Annotated in this window: 19 protein-coding genes; 10 read left to right on the top strand and 9 right to left on the bottom strand. The window is 67.6% G+C overall.

From position 1 onward, the window contains the following. The first annotated feature begins 98 nt into the window (after positions 1 to 98). Together E1161_RS03095 and E1161_RS03090 are read left to right on the top strand one after the other, a co-directional pair. Positions 99 to 317: a hypothetical protein gene (locus E1161_RS03095; RefSeq protein WP_132619358.1), complete on the top strand. Its 219-nt coding sequence runs from the start codon at positions 99 to 101 to the stop codon at positions 315 to 317. 2 nt (positions 318 to 319) lie between these two features. Then, complete coding sequence (locus tag E1161_RS03090; RefSeq protein ID WP_132619356.1) at positions 320 to 553, top strand: zinc finger protein; 234 nt, start codon at positions 320 to 322, stop codon at positions 551 to 553. Positions 554 to 558: 5 nt separating this feature from the next. Here E1161_RS03090 and E1161_RS03085 read toward each other — a convergent pair whose 3' ends face one another. Next, positions 559 to 2,724 (bottom strand): KAP family P-loop NTPase fold protein, encoded by a 2,166-nt coding sequence (locus E1161_RS03085; protein ID WP_165939665.1) that lies wholly within the window; start codon positions 2,722 to 2,724, stop codon positions 559 to 561. Positions 2,725 to 2,996: 272 nt separating this feature from the next. Continuing rightward, the gene (locus E1161_RS27515) at positions 2,997 to 3,239 is read right to left on the bottom strand and encodes a nucleoside hydrolase (protein WP_235874743.1); all 243 of its coding nucleotides are present in this window, start codon (positions 3,237 to 3,239) and stop codon (positions 2,997 to 2,999) included. 112 nt (positions 3,240 to 3,351) lie between these two features. Here E1161_RS27515 and E1161_RS28495 point away from each other — a divergent pair, with 112 nt between their 5' ends. From E1161_RS28495 to E1161_RS03065, 4 genes are all read left to right on the top strand, one after another. Then, on the top strand, positions 3,352 to 3,462 hold the full coding sequence (locus E1161_RS28495; RefSeq protein ID WP_207920067.1) for a VOC family protein: 111 nt from the start codon (positions 3,352 to 3,354) through the stop codon (positions 3,460 to 3,462). A gap of 6 nt (positions 3,463 to 3,468) precedes the next feature. After that, positions 3,469 to 3,591: a VOC family protein gene (locus E1161_RS28490; protein WP_207920066.1), complete on the top strand. Its 123-nt coding sequence runs from the start codon at positions 3,469 to 3,471 to the stop codon at positions 3,589 to 3,591. Between the two features lie 186 nt (positions 3,592 to 3,777). Next, positions 3,778 to 4,788: a peroxidase-related enzyme gene (locus E1161_RS03070; RefSeq protein ID WP_132619352.1), complete on the top strand. Its 1,011-nt coding sequence runs from the start codon at positions 3,778 to 3,780 to the stop codon at positions 4,786 to 4,788. Positions 4,789 to 4,896: 108 nt separating this feature from the next. Continuing rightward, a complete protein-coding gene (locus E1161_RS03065) occupies positions 4,897 to 5,640 on the top strand; it encodes a dienelactone hydrolase family protein (protein ID WP_132619350.1) in 744 nt (247 codons plus the stop codon). Here the strand turns inward: E1161_RS03065 and E1161_RS03060 are convergent. Together E1161_RS03060 and E1161_RS03055 are read right to left on the bottom strand one after the other, a co-directional pair. Beyond that, positions 5,595 to 6,377 carry an isocitrate lyase/PEP mutase family protein gene (locus E1161_RS03060; protein WP_132619348.1) on the bottom strand — a complete coding sequence of 261 codons (783 nt, stop codon included), beginning with the start codon at positions 6,375 to 6,377 and terminating at the stop codon, positions 5,595 to 5,597. The two genes, E1161_RS03065 and E1161_RS03060, sit on opposite strands and share 46 nt — an antisense overlap. 57 nt (positions 6,378 to 6,434) lie before the next feature. Next, on the bottom strand, positions 6,435 to 7,178 hold the full coding sequence (locus E1161_RS03055) for an SDR family NAD(P)-dependent oxidoreductase (RefSeq protein WP_132619346.1): 744 nt from the start codon (positions 7,176 to 7,178) through the stop codon (positions 6,435 to 6,437). A 205-nt stretch (positions 7,179 to 7,383) separates the two neighbouring features. On the opposite strand from E1161_RS03055, the gene E1161_RS03050 reads away from it, so the two are divergent. Next, positions 7,384 to 8,196: an SAM-dependent methyltransferase gene (locus E1161_RS03050; RefSeq protein WP_132619344.1), complete on the top strand. Its 813-nt coding sequence runs from the start codon at positions 7,384 to 7,386 to the stop codon at positions 8,194 to 8,196. A 95-nt stretch (positions 8,197 to 8,291) separates the two neighbouring features. Here the strand turns inward: E1161_RS03050 and E1161_RS03045 are convergent, their stop codons facing one another. Genes E1161_RS03045 through E1161_RS03030 form a run of 4 tightly spaced genes read right to left on the bottom strand, consistent with a single transcriptional unit; the run spans position 8,292 to position 12,972 of the window. Next, on the bottom strand, positions 8,292 to 8,918 hold the full coding sequence (locus tag E1161_RS03045) for a GTP-binding protein (RefSeq protein ID WP_132619342.1): 627 nt from the start codon (positions 8,916 to 8,918) through the stop codon (positions 8,292 to 8,294). Next, positions 8,899 to 9,453 carry a DUF742 domain-containing protein gene (locus E1161_RS03040; RefSeq protein WP_132619340.1) on the bottom strand — a complete coding sequence of 185 codons (555 nt, stop codon included), beginning with the start codon at positions 9,451 to 9,453 and terminating at the stop codon, positions 8,899 to 8,901. Before E1161_RS03040 ends, E1161_RS03045 begins: the two co-directional genes overlap by 20 nt. Positions 9,454 to 9,460: 7 nt before the next feature. Next, positions 9,461 to 9,898 carry a roadblock/LC7 domain-containing protein gene (locus E1161_RS03035; protein ID WP_132619338.1) on the bottom strand — a complete coding sequence of 146 codons (438 nt, stop codon included), beginning with the start codon at positions 9,896 to 9,898 and terminating at the stop codon, positions 9,461 to 9,463. Positions 9,899 to 9,954: 56 nt separating this feature from the next. Further along, on the bottom strand, positions 9,955 to 12,972 hold the full coding sequence (locus E1161_RS03030; protein ID WP_132619336.1) for a sensor histidine kinase: 3,018 nt from the start codon (positions 12,970 to 12,972) through the stop codon (positions 9,955 to 9,957). Between the two features lie 564 nt (positions 12,973 to 13,536). On the opposite strand from E1161_RS03030, the gene E1161_RS03025 reads away from it, so the two are divergent. The 3 genes from E1161_RS03025 (at position 13,537) to E1161_RS03015 (ending at position 16,332) form a co-directional block, all read left to right on the top strand. Next, entirely contained in the window at positions 13,537 to 14,079 is a 543-nt protein-coding gene (locus E1161_RS03025) for a DUF485 domain-containing protein (protein WP_235874742.1), read from the top strand. Further along, positions 14,076 to 15,674 (top strand): solute symporter family protein, encoded by a 1,599-nt coding sequence (locus E1161_RS03020; RefSeq protein WP_132619334.1) that lies wholly within the window; start codon positions 14,076 to 14,078, stop codon positions 15,672 to 15,674. The genes E1161_RS03025 and E1161_RS03020 overlap by 4 nt, the downstream gene beginning before the upstream one ends. A 295-nt stretch (positions 15,675 to 15,969) precedes the next feature. Further along, positions 15,970 to 16,332, top strand: coding sequence for a hypothetical protein (locus E1161_RS03015; RefSeq protein WP_207920065.1), 363 nt, complete (start codon positions 15,970 to 15,972; stop codon positions 16,330 to 16,332). Between the two features lie 9 nt (positions 16,333 to 16,341). Here E1161_RS03015 and E1161_RS03010 read toward each other — a convergent pair whose 3' ends face one another. After that, entirely contained in the window at positions 16,342 to 17,994 is a 1,653-nt protein-coding gene (locus E1161_RS03010) for an FAD-binding dehydrogenase (protein WP_132619330.1), read from the bottom strand. Between the last annotated feature and the right edge of the window lie 116 nt (positions 17,995 to 18,110).

Genomic DNA, 18,110 nt, shown 5'->3' with positions numbered 1-18,110 from the left:
TGTTGCACCTACGCGCAGCTGTTGCTGCAACGGCCGATCACACGCTGCAATCAGCATCGCACACGCAGTACTGGATCAAGCTCGGAGGAACCTTTGCTGTGACCCCTGAGGAACGCAAGCTGGCAGTCGTGTTCTGCCAGGCGCAGTGGCTGCTCGAAGACGCCGCCCACGACGTTCCGGCCGACCGCTACACGCGCCACCAATCCGAAACGCTCGCAGCCACGCTCGAAGAGCTCGCCGGCCTCGTGCGCGCACGAGTCTGCCCAGTGCAGAGCGCGATCACCGAACGACCTTCCCGACTGCAAGAGGAGAAATAGCGTTGTCCCGGAACATCTGCCTTCACTGGTATCCAGTGGCCGGAGCCCGTCATGCCTTCCCCGCTGAGCTCGCAGATACCGAGCACGACGAGAAGGTGCAGGCGATCTGCGACGAAGTGGTCTCTTCAACCGAACTGCACGAGCGGAGCGAACTTGCCTGGATCACCGAGCCCACCTGCATCCGCTGCTGGGACCAGCTATTTCCCGATGATCCTGCACTCGCCCCTGCGCACTGAGCCGCTCAGCTAGCGACGGGCTCCTCTTCTTCCTCTTCATCATCGGGAACCGCCTGGGCTCCGCAGCACGCGCGGATGGCGTCAGGCGTGAGCTTGACGCCCTCTGGCGCATGGCGAAGCACGTAGTGGAGCTCAGGGTCCTCGGTGAGCGGCTTGAAGCTCTCCGGGAGCACGTCGAACTGGAAGACCTCGGATCCGTCGCCCAGGGAGTTGAGATTCGCCTCCAGGTACTCGGTCAAGATCGGCCACCGGGTCTGAAGGACCAACCAGAAGGCGAGCATGTCGCTACCGACATCGCTGCCTTCAAGCGTGCGCACGGACCGCAGGACGCCGTAGGTGTTGGTGAAGCGCTTGAGACTGCGCGGATTGCTGTCGAGGAGCGGGCCGAACTTCTGGAGAGTGTGTTCCCGGGTCTCGACCACCTCCGCGGATACCAGGCGCTCCACAACGCGATGCGCGTTGCGCGCCTGGGCTTCGGGCGTAGCGGCCCGGTAAGCCTCCATGATTTCTTCATCGCTCGAGCTGTACGAGAGCTCGCTGCTCAACTGGTCCTCTTGCTCGGTCGCCTGCTCAGCGTTCTCCGCTCGCTTCCCGGGCGGAGCCGGAGCCTTCTCAGCACCCAGCATCTTGTCGAGGAAGATCTGTTTCGTCCCCGCGCTCAGGGTCGGCATTGGGACGGTGAGCTGGAACAGCTTGTTTATGAAGAGGTGGCCCAGTCCGCGCCCGGGCTCGTCGACTGCGCCCTTGAAAGGTTCGTGCGCTGTCTCGTACGCCCGACGCAACCAACTTCCGTGTGCAGCGACGACGAAGTAGGCCGCCCTCCCACCTTCGTTCGGCGAGTCCCTGACCAGGGTCTGAACCGAGTCGAGGAGGTCCACGACGTGGCGATCGTTGCAACGATCGAGATCGTCGAGGAAGAAGACCACGCGCTTCGGTGAGCTCTTGAGCAACCAGGTGAAGTACCAGGTCACTTCGTCCATCGGGTTCTTGTGGACCTGTTCGAGCCGTTTCGCCCCGCGGGCGGACTCCCACCAGACGAACCGACTCACGCCCAGCGCGACAGCAGCAACACCGCCCACCACGCCGAACCAGAGCTTGGCGCTGCTAGCGACAGACGTAGCAGGTTTCGTCGGCTGCAAGTAGGGCCAGGCGATCCACAAAGCAAGCAGCAGGAAACCAACGACGAACGCGGTTGCGATGTAGGGCGTGCTTCCGCGGAGCCCGCGCTTCGTCACCTCTTTAACCCGGAACCAGGCACGTTTCCACCAGGATCCCTGAGCTCGCGAGATCTCCGCTCGCAGCTGCGCGAGCAACGCCCACCACGAAGGAGACACGGACGCGTGTTTCCACGCGTCGAACTCGACCACCAGGTAGTCGTCGGTGATCTTCTTCTTGAGGAGCTCGAGGATGGTGCTCTTGCCCGTCCCCCACGGGCCATCGATGTGAATCAGGAACGACGCGTCGCGCTCGCTCTCGCTCTCGGAGAAGTCCTTGATCCGACGAGCGATCACCTCAGCTAGGCCGTCACGTTTGAGCTCGTCCGTCGTGGCTGGCTTGTCGCTGCTCCACTTGTCGTGTTCGGAACGCGGACTTGCCTTCGGTCCCTCAACGTGAGCAGCTGGTGCTTCCTCAGGATCGACGTCAGAAGTCAACCCGGAAACCTCCGTCGACGAGCCGTCGCCGCGCATCTTGGGGCGAGGCGTCTCCTTGCTAGTGACGGACGGCGGTTCGACGATCGAGGGGTCTTTCGGCTCGAGCCGGAAGACGATGACCTGCCGCAGCCGACCATCGCTACCTTCGGATTCGCCGTAGTACCACGGTTCTTCGTCAGGAAGCCGGAACTCACCCACGTACTGCACGTAGGCCTTCCGACTCCCGTCTATGAAGAGCCGAACCTTCCGAGACGCGTCAGCGAGCGCCTTGTTGCCGCGCACAAAGGTCTGCGGTCCGGTCTGGCCTTCGCCGGTGTAGTGATACGTCCTGTCCGCGTGCCAGCCGTCGTAGGTGTAGCCGTACTGGCCGCCGCTGTCTCCCGTGAAAATCAGGATGTTCCGGGAATTCGCGATGGGCGCGATCCCGCTCTGCCGGTTGCCGCCGTACCGCGCGTGCAGCTCAGTCCGCCGCAGCTCGGTCCCCGGCTCGATGTCCCATCCGTCGTCGTCGATCGCCACAGCGCGGCACCCTATTCGGCGTCCCTCCAAAGCGTGATCAAAACAACCAACGACTTGGCAACATTCTCCGAGCTCACTCGAATGGAGTACACCCGCACGGTCAACGCTACACGGACCTGCAGAACATGGAGGCAAGTCGCGAAACTGCTCCCCTGGAGCGTCGCTGGCCATACGCCGCATCAAGGCACAATCTCCTGCCCGCCTCCTCCGCAAGCCGTGAAAACCGCCTCGCAGACAGCTAGACGACCAACCCTCAGCCATGAGCATCCTGGTTACGGAGGGTTGTTCTCAGACTTCCCCGCTAGGCAAACGCGTGAAAACTTCGGAAGCAACTGCAACCGCACCCAAGGGCCTAGCCGGCCTGCGACGTTGAGGGTCAGGAAGGCGTTGCGGATCTGCTGGTCGAAGCCGATGTTGCCGGCGACCATGGTGATCGCGCGCAGTTCGGCGCGGGGGTCGAGGAGGCCGACGAGCAGGGTGATGCAGTCGTCCTGCGCGGTGTCCGTGTCGATCACCAGAGGACCTGCGGGGTCGTCGTGTCGGCTCCTGTCCGGGTGGATGTCGGTCGCGACCGCAATACTCGCCCCGCGATCAGCCGGCGCGCCAGGGGGAGCCACGCCCACGCAGATGTTCCCGAACGGCGAGGCCGAGGAGGCGATGAACTTCTACGTCAGCCTGTTCGACGACGCCGAGGTGCTCGCCATCAGCCGTTGCGGCGCTGGTGAGCAGGGGGCTTGAGAGTTCGTGCAGCACGCCACGTTCACCTCGTGCGGGCGGCAGCACATGTGCATCGACTCGTGCGTGTCGCACACCTTCGACTTCACGCCGTCGGTGTCGCTGTACGTCGACTGCGTCGACGAGGCCTAGCACGACCGGCTCCACCAGGCGCTTTTCGAAGACGGTGCGGTGATGATGCCGCCGGACGACTACGGGTTCTCGCGGAAGGTCAGCGGGGTACCGGTACGGGGTTTCCTGGCAGCTCAACCTCCCGCACAGCTGGGTGATCTTGCAGCGCTAAGGTCTGCGCATCCGTTCCGATTCGATTGGGAGCCGATGACGACCGTCAGCGATCGCGCAGCAGAAACGCTCACCGTGCTTCGGCCGGACGTCCGGGAAGCCGCCGAGAACGCCGATGCCGCAGTGCTCCGCCCCGAAGACCAGACCCAGCTGGGCCAGGCCGATCGGGCGCGGATCGCGCTGCGCGTCGCGCTGGTCAACGAGTCCCCCTCCTACGCCGACTCGGTGGCCGTCACGCTCGACGACGCCGAGGTCGTGCGGGACGTCGAGCGCTGGGGTGAGCTGCCCGAGCCGACGCAGGCGCTGCTGGCGCACTGCGAGCAGGTCGCGCTCGACCCGGCGGACGTGGGCGCCGACGAGATCGCCGAGCTGCGGGAGCACTTCAGCCCCGCCCAGGTCGTCACCGCCACCCAGGTCGCCGCCTACGCGAGCTTCCGGGTGCGGTTGGAGAGCTGGCTGCGGCTGGTCGCCGGCGCCGGGGACGGTCCCGCGTCCCAGGCCGGGATCACCATCGAAGCCGGTGCGGCGGCCGACGGGTTCGCGCTGTCGACGCCCGACCAGGCGTTCCCGTCGATGCGGTGGGTGTCGCGGGTCGTGTCCGGCGGCGACTTCGCGGAGACCCTCAGGCTCGACGCAGCGGTGCTGTCGGCGCAGACCCTGCTGCGCGAGGCGATCATGACCGGTCACGGCGCGCTGGACAGGGCCGATCGCGAACTCGCCGCGCTGGCGACCTCGCTGATCAACGGGTGCGGCTACTGCACCGCCGTGCACGGCAAGCGGCAGGTGGAGCTCTCCGGTGACCCGCTGACCGCCGTGGTCCTCGCCGAGGCCGGTCCCGCAGCCATCGCCGACGAGCGGCTGCGGGCCGTCGTCGACGTCGCCGGAGCCCTCACGTGCACGCCGGCCGCGCTCACCGCCGCCGACGTCCGACGGCTGCACGCCGCCGGGCTCGACGCCGACGACGTGCACGACCTGGTCGCCGTGTCCTCCATGTTCGCCTGGGACAACCGGTTGATCATGACTCTCGGCAACGCTGTGCGCCCCTAGATCCTCCTGCGGAGCGGCCTCCCCAGGGTGACAGTGGGGCGACCTGCGGCGTGTCGCGGCGGACCCGTCCGGGTAGTCGTTGCGTGCGGAAACCGAGGGAGGCTCCCGATGGTTCAACTCACGACCGAGCCAGTGATGGTCAAGACCCCTGCCGGAACTCTCGAAGGGGACCTCGTGATGCCACCGCCTGCACGGGCGGTGGTTTTGTTCGCGCACGGTTCCGGCAGCTCACGGCGCAGTCCGCGCAACCGCGCTGTCGCCGAGTTCCTGCACAACGCGGGCTTCGGCACCCTGCTGCTGGACATGCTCACGCCCGACGAGGCGTCGACGGACCAGCGCACGCACGAGTACCGGTTCGACATCGACCTGCTGGCCGATCGGCTCACGCCAGCCATCGACGCGCTCGGTTCCTGGCGGGCCACGCGCGGCATGCCGGTCGGCCTGTTCGGCGCGAGCACCGGCGCTGCCGCCGCGATGAAGGCCGCCGCGCGCCGCCCCGACCGGATCGCGGCCGTGGTGTCGCGGGGTGGTCGTCCCGATCTCGGCGGCGAGGGGCTGGCCGAGGTGCAGGCGCCGACGCTGCTGATCGTCGGCGGTGACGACCGCGAAGTCCTCAACCTCAACCGGCAGGCGGCCAAACTGCTCACCTCACTGCCCCTGACCGACGTCACGATCGAGATCGTGCCGCACGCAGGGCACCTCTTCGAGGAACGCGGAGCCCTGGAGAAGGTCTCCGAACTCGCCGACCGGTGGTTCTGCAAGTACCTCGGTGCCGGGCACAGCAAGCAGACCGGCCCCGACGGCGGTCACTTCAAGCCGCCGGAACCCCGACGCCGGCCACCGATGATGTAGTCCTGCACCGCCTGGTAGCCGGGCACGTCCGCCGCCGTGGCACCACCCGCGCGGATCTCCCGCGCGGTGGTGACCGCTGCGTGCAGGGCCGCGCGGTAGAGCAGCGAGCCGGTGCTGACGCGCGCGACGCCCAAGGCGGCCAGCTCCTCGATGCTCCGGCCAGGCTCGTAGAGGACGTTGACCGGGACATCAACGGCTTCGACCAGGGCTCGGACGTCGTCCCCAGCACTGATGCCGGGGACGAAGACGCCGCTCGCTCCCGCTCCGGCGTAGCGGCGGACTCGTTCCAGCGCGTCGGACAGGGACGGGTCGGGGTTGAGCCAGTGGGTATCGGTGCGGGCGTTGAGGAACAGGTCCGGAGCTCGTTCGCGGATCACTGCGATGCGCTGTTCGTGGAGCTCCGGGTCGCAGAGCTCGTCCTCGATGTTGATGCCCGCGACGCCCAGATCCGCCAGTCGTGCGGCGAAATCACCGATCTCGGTCGGGCTGAGGCCGAAACCGGCCTCGATGTCGACGGTCACCGGAACCGGCAGCCCGACGATTTTCTCCGCGAGGTCGAGCGTCTCGTCCTCCGTACCTCCGGTGCCGTCCGGCACGCCGTGGGCCGCCGCGACACCCAGGCTGGTGGTGCCGATCGCGGCGAATCCCGCCTCGGCCAGCGCGGCCGCGGAGGCGAAGTCCCAGGCGTTGGGCAGCAGCAGCGGCTCGACACCCTCGTGCAGCGCGTGGAAGTCCATGCGCCGCACGTTAGGGGCCGGGCCTGACACGCCCGCTCAACCCGCTCGGGTGGGAGGTCAGCGGGGCATGCGGCGCCAGATGGGCTGGGGGACGTAGTGCATGGCGGCGAAGACCCAGCGGAGGATGCCGGGGACCCAGACGACTCGGCGGCCTCGGTGGAGGGCCTTGAAGGTGGCGTCGGCGACCTGGTCCGGCGTCGACGACCACGGGGCCGGGTCCATGCCGGTGGTCATCCGGCCGATGACGAAGCCTGGCCGGACGATCAGCAGCGACACCCCGCTGCCCACCAGGGCGTCGGAGAGACCGTTGGCGAAGCCGTCGAGGCCGGCCTTGGCGGAGCCGTAGACGTAGTTGGCGCGCCGAACCCGGACGCCGGCGACCGAGGAGAACACCACGATCTTGCCGTTGCCCTGCTCGCGCAGCAGGTTCGCCAGGTGGGTGAGGACGTTGACGTGGGCGACGTAGTCGATGTGCACGACGTCGACCGCGTGCGCGGCCTCGGACTCGGCGCGCTCCTGGTCACCGAGGATCCCGAAGGAGATGACCGCGGTGCCGATCGGGCCGTGCTCCTCCGCGAGGTCGCGCAGCAGGGCTTCGTGGGTGTCCAGCCGGGCGGCGTCGAACTCGACCCGCACGACTTCGTCGGCACCCGCTTCGAGCAGCGCCGCTTCCTGGTCGTCGAGGTCCTGCGAACGCCGGGCCGCGAGGATCACCTTGCCGTTCCCGCGCCGCACCAGGCGGTCCGCGACCGCCACGCCGATCTCGCTCCGGCCACCCAGGATCAGTACCGCTCCGCTCATCGCGGCCATCCTGCCACTACCCCGGCAACACCCGGTGCACCCCCGGTGGCTTGCCGGGCAACGATTTCCGGTTCACCGCACGACCGAGGGCTCAGTCGCGCAACTCCCCCAGCACCTCGGCCGAAGGGCTGTTCACCGGCTGAAGCCCCCGGCATACTCTCGTACGAGATCGTTTCCCCCGAAGGCAACCGAGCGGACCCCTCTCATGGCTGACGCCCACCCGCAGATCGACACGACCAAGCCCAGCATCGCGCGCGTGTACGACGCGTTCGTCGGCGGCAAGGACAACTTCGAGGTCGACCGAGAGGTGCTGCGGCAGATCCAGCAGCTCGCCCCGGAAGCCGTCCAGGTCGGCAGGCAGTGCCGCGCTTGGCTGATCCGCGTCGTGCGCTTCATGGCGGGCAACGCCGGTGTCGACCAGTTCCTCGACCTGGGATCGGGCCTGCCGACCGCGGAGAACACCCACCAGGCGGCGCAGCGGCTCAACAACGAGGCGACGGTCATCTACGTCGACAACGACCCCTCGGTCGCGGCGCACGGCCGCGCGCTGCTGGAGGAGAACGAGTTCACCCACTTCGCGGTCGCCGACCTGCGCGAACCCGAGGAAGTGCTCAACCACGAGGCGGTCCGCAAGTACCTGGACCTGGAACGCCCGGTGGGGTTGATCCACAGCAACACGCTGCACCACGTCACCAACGACGAGAACCCAGCAGCGATCACGCGCACCTACCTCGACGCGCTGGCCTCCGGCTCGTACCTGGCGATCTCGCACCTGCACAACCCGGGCGACGGCAGTTCCCGCGCGCAGCTCGCCGAGGAATCGCAGGTCAAGTTCAACTCGATGATGGGCAGCTGCTTCTACCGCAGTCGCGAAGGCATCCAGGAGCTGTTCGCCGATCTGGAGATGATCGAGCCCGGCCTGGTCAACCTCTTCGACTGGTGGCCGGACGGGCCGCGCCTGACCGAGCCCTCGGACGGCGAGTACAACCTGCTCGGCGGCGTCGGCCGCAAGCGCTGAAGCCGTAGATCGGCACGAAGGGCGCCTTCCCGGGGTCGGTGGCAGTTCCTCGGTCCGAAACCGCCACCCGTGACCGCGAAGGCGCCCGGTCGAGCTCACATGGCCTGGCGCGAAGTCCAGTGCCGCATCGCGTGTTCCACGAGCGCGATCAGGGTTCGCTTGGTGGATTCCCGGTCCCGGGCGTCCACCGGTCCGATCGGCACATCAGTCCCGATCGCCATCGCTTCCCGCACCTGTTCGAGCGAGTGCAGCATCTGCCCGTCGAACATGTTCACGCCCACCAGGTAGGGCAGGCCGCGGTCCTCGAAGAAGTCGATCGCCGAGAACGAGTCCGCCAGCCGGCGGGTGTCGACCAGCACGACGGCGCCGATGGCACCGCGGACCAGGTCGTCCCACATGAACCAGAACCGCTGCTGCCCAGGGGTGCCGAACAGGTAGAGGATCAGGTCCGAGGCCAGCGAGATGCGGCCGAAGTCCATGGCCACTGTGGTGGTGGTCTTGTTCGGAGTCGCGTCGAGGTCGTCGACGCCCTTGGAGGCCTCCGTCATGACCGCTTCGGTGGTCAGCGGAACGATTTCCGAGACCGAACCGACGAACGTCGTTTTGCCCACACCGAACCCGCCCGCGACGACGATCTTCGCCGACGTCGAGCTGGTGCCACCCCGGTTGGCAGCTTCCGGCATGGAGCCGAGCTGGGGTGCGCTATAGCCGACGGAGTCCACTCAAAACCCTTTCCATCAACATCATGTGTGGTGCGCTACCGCTTTCGCTCACCGTGTTGTGCACGGTGATCAATCCGAGTTCGGCCATGTCGGCCAGCAGCACGCGGGCGACCCCGATCGGCACCGACAGCAGTGCCCCCACCTCGGCCACCGAACGCGGTTGCTGGCACAGCTCGGCGATCGACTGGTGCTCCAGCCGGACCGGTGCGCCGGGTCGGTAATTCTCGCCGACCGAAACCAGGGTCTCGATGGCCAGTTCGTAGTTCGACTTCGTCCGGCCGCCGGTCCAGGTGTAGGACCGGATGCTGGAGGCAGCGGGTGCTTCGGCAGCGGCGTCGGCAGGGTCATGCGACACCGTCCGAGCTCGATGGTCCAGCTCGTGGGCCTGCGGCGATTCCGGCTCCTCGCGCTCCTTGCGCTTGTCCCGCTTGGGCTTGGCGCCGAACGTGAACGCGTTGACGACATCGGCGAAGCTGTCATCGCCCGAGTTCTGCCGTCTTCGGTCTCGGCGTGGGTATTCCGAGCGTCTGCTCATCGCGTCCTCACACCAGTTGACCCGAAACAGCGCCTGCGCTGTTCTGCAGCTGGGTGCGGATCTCCGGAGTGAGCATCTGGCCGACCCGCTCGACCAGCATGGTCATCTCGTAGGCGATCAGCCCCATGTCGCACTGCGGCGCGGCGAGCACCGTCAGGCACGAACCGTCGCTGATGCCCATCTGCAGCAGGGTGCCCCGGTCCATTTCCACGATCGTCTGCACGACCTGGCCGGCCTCGAAGCACTTCGCCGATCCCTGCGTCAGGCTCAGCAGACCAGAGGCCACAGCGGCGAGCTGATCGGCACGATCCCTGGGCAGCGTCGCCGAAGCGGTCAGCACCAGTCCATCAGCCGAGACCACGATCGCGTGCGCCACACCCTGCACGCGTTCGGTGAAGTCCGTGATCAACCAGCCGAACCTGCGGGAAATAGTTTGTGCGCTCATGCAACCTCCTGTTCGTTGCCGAGATGATCACGTGTCTTCTCGCGTGTGTCCACCACTCAGCCCTCGTCGCTCCGGTGCCGGCCACGGCTGACGCCGCCCTGGAAGTCGGACAGCCTGCTGCGCAACGCGTTCGGGTCGCGCTGGAACCGTCGTGGCTGACTCGGCTGCTCGGACTGGTCGGACACGCTTCCCGGAACCAGGTTCGCCTTCGGTTTGCGCCGGGGCAGCCCGGCGCTGGTGAACGACGTCTCCTGCGGGTTCGCCGCGGCTTCCGCTGCCTCGCGTGCCTTGTCAGCGGCGAAGTCCCAGGCTTGCGCCTCCGGGGTCTGCGGGATCCAGGGCTGGGCTTGGGGCAGTTCGGGAGCCTGCTCCGACGGGTCCGGCGGCCACGGCTGGAACGCCGATTTCGTGTCGGTGTGACCGAACTGGACGCCGTTGTGCGCCAACTGCTTGCTGATGTCCTCAGCGCTGCGGCTCTTCCCGGCTTCCTCGGCGGCGGGCTCGGCTGCCGCCCGGTTGCGCGGCTTGCGCTGCGGCAGACCGGAGGAGGTCAGCTGCGGCTCATCGTCCTCGGCCGGCTTCGCGGAGGTGAACAGCGCGGAGTCGCCGTCCTGGGTCTCCGGCCAGCGGAACTCACCGGTCTCCGAGATCGAGTCCGACGCCGCGGGCATGAACCACTGCCCCGCTAGGTCGTCCCTGGCCGGTTCGTCGGCGGGCTCGTCGGTCTCGTCCCCAGCCGCGGGCTGGTCGTAGTCCAGGGAGGAACCGAAGAAGCTGTTGGTCTGCGAGTCCTCACCTCCGGCCGGGGCGAAGAAGTCGTTGGCCTGGCCGGACCCGGAGTCGAAGAAGCCGCTCCCGTCGAACTGGCCTGAGCGCTCGGCCTGGTCGTTGGGGAAGACCGGCTCGAACAGGCTGGTCGGCGCGTTGGCGTTGTAGTCCTCGTCGCTGTGCGCCCAGCTCGGTTCGTCGTTCTGGGCCCAGGCCGGTTCGTGGGTCTGCCAGCCGTCGTCCTCGGGCCGGTGCTGGTCGGGAACCCGCTGCGGCAGCGGCGATCCCGCACCCGCACCCGGGAACGAACTCTGCAATCCTGGCAGCGAGTGACCGTTGACCTGCGCGGGCGGTGCCGCGGGCGGCATCTGCGACTGGCCGCTCGGCTGGGCGGAGACCACGTGCTCGGCCGGGACCAGCACCGTGGCGCGCACGCCCTCGACGTCGGGACCGCCGTGCAGCTCGACGCTGATGCCGTGCCGCGCGGCCAGACGTCCGGCCACGAACAGGCCCATCCGGCGCGAGGTCGAGATGTCGTCCTCGGCGACGCGGGCGAGCTGCTGGTTGGCGGAGACCAGGTCGTCGTCGCCCATGCCGATGCCGTTGTCGAGGACGTCGAGCACCACCGTGCCGTCGCCGGACTGATAGCTGGAGACGGTCACGACGGTGTCCGGCGCGGAGAAGTTCGCGCCGTTGTCCATCAGCTCGGCGACCAAGCGCACGAGGTCGCTGGCGGTGTTTCCGCGCAGCTTCACCGACGGGGTCGGCTGCACCGCGATCCGCGGGTACTGCTCGATCTCGGAGACCGCCGAGCGCAGCACGTCGGCGAGCTCGGTCGGCTGGGTGAAGCGGCGGGCCAGGTCGCTGCCGGAGAGCACCATGAGGTTCTCGTTGTTCCGGCGCATCCGGGTCGCGAGGTTGTCGAGCTGGAAGAGCCTGGACAGCTGGTCGGGGTCTTCCTCGTCTTGCTCCAGCTCCTCGAACAGGCGCAGCTGGCGTTCCAGCAGCGCCTGGCTGCGGCGGGAGACGCTGACGAACGCGTCGCTGTAGCCGCGGCGCAGGTCGGCCTGCTCGACCGCCAGCCGCAGCGCCTGCCGGTTGACCTTGTCGAAGGCCCGCGCCACCTGGCCGACCTCTTCGGTGGTGTCGATCGGCAGCGGCGGAACCTCGGCATCGGCGCCCTTGCCCTGGCGGACCGCTGTGACCGCCGAGGGCAGGTCGTACTCGGCCGCGTCCAGCGCGCCGATCCGCAGTTCGCGCAGCGAGCCGAGCAGCTGGCGGGTGATCATGATGATCACGCCGGCGGCGGCGATCAGTGAGGCCAGCAGCGTCACCGAGTCCCACCCGGCGCGGTCGCTGGCATCATCGGCCAAGTTCTCCGCGGCGGTGCGGACCTCGGCCGCCAACTCGCCGCGACCACCTTCGATGGTCGCCGCGGAGCCGTCGCTGGCGCTGTTCCACGCCTCTCGCTCGACCGAGAAGCCACCGCTGGACTTGCGGTCGGTGCTCTCCATGACGATCGCGGCGAGCATCTGGTTGCGCTGCACGACCGCCGGGACCTGGAGCTGCTCCGCCAGGCGCTGCTGCCAGTGCTTGGCGACACCGGAGCTCGCATCGTTGATCTTGGACAGCAGCCGTGCGCGGGAACCGGAGAGGTTGTCGAGCGTGGATGCGTCCAGCGAGCCGTCGCGCAGCCCGGACAGCACCAGCGCCTGCTGGAGCCGGACCTCCTCGGTCAGGCTGAGCAGGTCGGTCAGCGCGGTCGCGGTGCTGGAGATCTGCGGGTCGGCGACGCTTGTGGTCAGCGCGCGGTCCAGCGCGAGCGACGCGCGCACGGCCTGGCTGTAGGCGCTGACGGCCTGCATGGCGGTGACCCGCCTGGCCTGAACACCGGCGCGCACCGCGGCCAGTCCGTCCAGCGCCTTGCGGGTCTCGGCGAAGCGCTCGTGAACGACGTCGGTGTAGACGTCGTTCTCGGTGAGGATGCCCCGCAGGTTCTCGGCCGCCTTGTCGGTGGCGCCGACCTGCTCGGTGAAGGCACTGATCTCGCCGTCGCCGACGAGGTTCTCCACGGCGTGGTTGCGCTCCAGCTGCAGACCGCTGGTCAGCGGCTCCACCTGGTCTTCGGCGTCGAGCACCTGCGCGACCCGGCCGTACTGATCGGCCTGGTCGACCTGCCACTGGATCTGGCCGACACCGAGCGTGATCGCGAACAGGACGGGCACCAGCACGACGGCGGCGAACTTCGTGGGCAGCGACCAGTTGCGCCACTGCAGGAAGCCGGCGGACCGCCGGTCCCCGCTCACGAGCGATCTCCCTGTGCGTCTCCGCGCTGGTCAAGCAGGCGTGTCGAACAAAGCGTAGGCGAACGGCGCATGCGTGCGGTCCCGCAATCGTCGTGCTGATGGTCTGGGGTGAAAGGCAGGCATGCCGGGAGGGCGCGGGGTCGGCGAACCAACGCGAGACTCCCTACCTTCACGATCTCAACGATACTCAGCGTCACCAATGACTTCCCCGGCCGGTACATTCCGGACACTGGTATCGAACCGTGACCCTTCCCGTGGCACGACTACCTCTCAGTGCCCAAGCACTATATGCCCCTGCCGCGGGGAAAGCACCGGGGGCTTTTTCGCAATGTGCTACGCCAAACAGGCGAGATCACGCCGAGTGTTCGAGCAGTTCGGGATCGCTCCACGCAATATCACCCGTTCGGGCTAAAACCACCCTGGAACTCTTCCTCGAGAGAGACTGTAACACCTGGTCAGCGGCTTTCGATCTTGAGGAGGTAGGTCTCTGACCTGGCTTTACCCGCAAGTAACCGAGAGTCGTCCACCCGTCGCGGACCCTCGGCTCCGTTCCTGCTCAGACGGGTGAAATGGAAGACCGCAGGTGGTGCGCCCCACAGTGCCGATAGCGGTAGAACAGTGGTAAGAATTGCCCGCCTCCGCCAGCTCGGCGACCCCGGCCGGCACACCCTGAAGCCCCAGGAAGGATGCATGAGCAACGCAACGCAATCCGCGCTGCGCGGTTCCCCCCGCGAGCCCGGAAATCAACGCGCGGCGTTCGGCGGAATCGAGAAGAGCGCGGTTCGCACAACCGCCGACCGGCCCGATTTCACCGCAATCCAGCAGAGCGCCGAATTTCGCGACCTCCGCCGTCGACTCAAATGGTTCGTTTTCCCCGCGACGGCGTTTTTCCTCATCTGGTACTTGGGCTACGTGGTGGCCGCGGCGTACTTCCCGGAGGAGCTGGCGAAGCCCGTCGTGGGCGACGTCAACGTCGGACTGCTGCTGGGAATCGGGCAGTTCGTGACCACCGTCGGGCTGACCACCCTCTACGTCAGGTTCGCCCGCCGCCACATCGACCCGCGCGTCGACGAGATCCGTGAGCAGGCCGGAGAGTCCGACCGATGAACCTTGCCCAACCCCACGTCATCCCCGAAGACAGCGTCGTCATCAACACCAGCGTCTTCGCGGCGTTCGTGCTGATCACGCTGTTCATCGTCTACCGCGTCAGCAACCGCGGCACGGCCAGCGACTACTTCGTCGCCGGCAGCGCCTTCAGCGGTGTGCAGAACGGCATCGCGCTGTCCGGTGACTACCTGTCGGCCGCGTCGTTCCTGGGCATCGCCGGCGCGATCGCCATCTACGGCTACGACGGATTCCTCTACAGCATCGGCTTCCTGGTCGCCTGGCTGGTCAACCTGCTGCTGCTGGCCGAACGCACCCGCAACACCGGCCGTTTCACCATGGGCGACGTGCTCAGCTTCCGGATGCAGCAGCGCCCGGTGCGCGCCGCGGCGGCGACGTCCACACTGGCCATCACGGTCATGTACATGATCGCCCAGATCGCCGGTGCGGGTGGTCTGGTGGCGCTGCTGCTCAACGTGCACGGCAAGTTCGGGCAGGTGCTGGTGATGGTCGGCGTCGGCGCCGTCATGATGGTCTACGTGCTGGTCGGCGGCATGAAAGGCACCACGTGGGTGCAGATCATCAAGGCCGCCATGCTCGTGCTGTGCGCCGCGCTGATCACGGTCTTCCTGCTCGGCAAGTTCGGCTACAGCATGTCCGAGCTGCTGCGCACAGCCGCTGACAACAACCCGCACGGACGCGCGATCTTCGCGCCCGGTGCGCAGTACGGCGAGTCCGACATGACCAAGCTGGACTTCGTCTCGCTGTCGCTGGCGCTGGTGCTCGGCGTCGGTGGCCTGCCGCACGTGCTGATGCGCTTCTACACCGTGCCCAACGCGCGCGAGGCGCGGCGTTCGGTGGTGTGGGCGACCTGGACGATGGCGATCTTCTACCTCTGCACGCTGATCATCGGCTACGGCGCGAGCGCACTGGTCGGCAGCGAAGCGATCCTGGCCGCACCCGGTGCGGAGAACTCGGCGGCACCGCTGCTGGCCTACCAGATCGGCGGCACCGTCCTGCTGGGCATCATCTCGGCCGTCGCCTTCGCCACCATCCTGGCGGTGGTCGCGGGCCTGACGCTGACCGCCTCGGCGTCGTTCGCGCACGACGTGTACGCGAGCGTGGTGCGCGGCGGTGAGGTCGATTCCGACCGCGTGGTGTGGGTGGCACGCATGACGGCGCTGGTCATCGGCGTGGTCTCGATCGGCGGCGGCATCCTGGTGATGGGTCAGAACGTGGCGTTCCTGGTCGGTCTGGCGTTCGCATTCGCCGCCTCGGCCAACCTCTCCACGCTGCTGTACACGCTGTTCTGGAAGCGTTTCAACACCACCGGCACGCTCTGGGGCATCTACAGCGGGCTCATCTCCTGCCTGCTGCTGGTGTTCTTCTCACCGGTCGTGTCGGGCTCACCGGATTCGATCATCGCGAGCGTGGACTTCGCGTTCTTCCCGCTGAAGAACCCGGGCATCGTCTCGATCCCGATCTCGTTCCTGTTCGCCGCCATCGGCACCTTCGTGGGCAAGTCGGAGCCGGATGTCGAACGTCAGGCCGAGATGGAGGTCCGCTCCCTCACGGGAATCGGCTCGCGCACCGGCTGATCTGCGCGGAACACGCGTTCGAAGGGCGCCGGCGGACCGACATCCGCCGGCGCCCTTCGTCGTCGCGTACCGCGTCGATGTTGGTCGCCCGCTCACTCACCCGAGGTGTTGCCGAGCGCCTCCCGACCTCGGCCCGTCACCGGTCTTCGTGCGTGCCCCGCACGAATTCGTCTTACCCGATCGGATACTGCTGGATCCGGGTTCTGGTCAATAAACTGGGAACCGTCCCGACCAACGCAGAACTTCGCCGAAAATCCGGTCGAAAAGCGAACTGGCGGGCCAAGTGGGGGTTGTGATGCGCAAGCTTCGGAATGCCCTGTTAGGCATGGCGGTGGCCGCGATCGTGCCCATCTCCGGGCTCGGAACTCACATCGCTACCATCGTCCTCGAAATGAGAGATGTCCTGGTCCAGGCCGCGCACGCGGTCCCTGAGCAGGACACCACCGACTTCCTCGCCTTCGGAACCCGGATCCGCTCGGAACCCAGCACGACCGGTTCGGTGCGGGGGATCGGGAATCCCGGGGACACCGCGACGATTCACCGCAGGGTGATCGGCGAAACCGTTGTCTGCGAGGACGGCCGGGCCGTTTCGGAATGGCTCGACGTGACTGATGAGCGCAGCCAGGTTTCCGGGTTCGTGAGCGGCTGCTTCATCTGATTCCCTTTTTCAACCCACCGCCGCAGCTGCGGCCCTTCCGGCCTGCCTGCCCGAGAACAGGCAGCCACCGAGGAAGGTGCCTTCCAGGGCTCGGTATCCGTGCACGCCGCCGCCACCGAAGCCGGCGACCTCTCCGGCCGCGTAGAGCCCGTCCAGCGGCGTCTCCCCATCGGTGAGCACCCGGCCGTCCAGGTCGGTCTCCAGGCCGCCGAGGGTCTTGCGGGTCAGCAGGTTGAGCTTCACCGCGATGAGGGGCCCGGCCGCCGGGTCCAGCAGCCGGTGGGGCTCAGCCACCCGGATCAGCCGGTCCACCGCGTAGCGGCGGGCCTCCCGGATCGCGTTGACCTGCTGGTCCTTGCCGAGTCCTGAGGCGACCTGGCGGTCCCGCTCGACGATGGTGCGTTCGAGCTGGGCGGCGTCGATGTGACCGCCGCCCAGCTCGTTCATCCCCTCGGCCAGTGCGGCGACGCTGTTGCGAACGATGAAGTCCTCACCGCGCCGGACGAACTCCATCACCGGACCTGGGGTGGTACCGCCGCCGCGTTGCAGCAGTTGGCGGACGCTGCGGCCGGTGAGGTCGGGGTTCTGCTCGGAGCCTGACAGGGCGAACTCGCGACTGATGATGCGCCGGTTGAGCACGAACCACGTGTGGTCGTGGCCGGTGCCCACGATGTGCTCCAGCGTTCCCAGGGTGTCGAATCCGGGGAACAGCGGCGCGGGCAGCCGGTTGCCGTTCGCGTCCAGCCACAGCGAGGACGGGCCGGGCAGGATGCGGATGCCGTGCCTGGTCCACACCGGGGCGTAGTTGCGGATTCCTTCGGTGTAGTGCCACATCCGGTCCGGGTTGATGATCCGGCCACCCGCCTTGGCCACCACTTCGAGCATTCGCCCGTCGACGTGGTCGGGAACTCCGGCGATCATGTTCTTCGGCGGCTTGCCCAGGCGCTTCGGCCAGTTCTTGCGCACCAGCGGTAGGTTTCCGCCGATGCCGCCGGAGGTGACGACCACCGCCTGCGAGGCGAGTTCGAACTCCGCCTTGGTCTTGCGAGGACTCCGCTGGCCGCGTTCGGCTTCGCTGGGGATGAGCACCTTGCCACGCACACCGGTGACCGCTCCGCCGGTGGTGACCAGTTCGGTGACGCGGTGCCGGAACCGCAGGTCGACGAGGCCCTTGGCCGCGGCCTCGCGGACCCGGCGGAGGAACGGTTCGAGCACGCCGGGGCCTGTGCCCCAGGTGACGTGGAAGCGCGGCACCGAGTTGCCGTGGCCGTAGGCGAGGTAACCGCCGCGCTCGGCCCACTGCACGAGCGGGAAGAACTTCACGCCCTGCGCGGTCAGCCACGCGCGCTTCTCGCCGGAGGCGAAGTCGACGTAGGCCTCGGCCCACCGGCAGGGCCAGTGGTCCTCCTCGCGGTCGAAGGCCGCGGTGCCCATCCAATCTTGGAGGGCGAGGTCGTGCGAGTCGCGCACGCCGAGCCTGCGCTGCTCCGGGGAGTCCACCAGGAACAACCCGCCGAAGGACCAGTGCGCCTGACCTCCCAGGGAAGCCTCCGGTTCCTGGTCGAGGAGCACCACGCGGCGACCGGCATCGGCGAGTTCCGCGGTGGCGACCAGGCCTGCGAGGCCCGCGCCCACCACGATCACATCAGCGTCCAGCGCCATCGCCGACCTCCGCTATTACCGACGGGTAGTGGTGGACTTTATACCTCAATCGTGGTGTATCCGGCAGGGATCGCGAGTCGATCTCCGGGCGTTCCGGAATGTCTCTCCACGCCTGC

Origin of the sequence: Saccharopolyspora aridisoli, assembly GCF_004348445.1 — a bacterium.
In the GTDB taxonomy this organism is placed as follows: domain Bacteria; phylum Actinomycetota; class Actinomycetes; order Mycobacteriales; family Pseudonocardiaceae; genus Saccharopolyspora; species Saccharopolyspora aridisoli.
The sequence above is the reverse complement of the archived record's forward strand: the minus strand, read 5'-3'. Positions and strand labels throughout refer to the sequence as shown.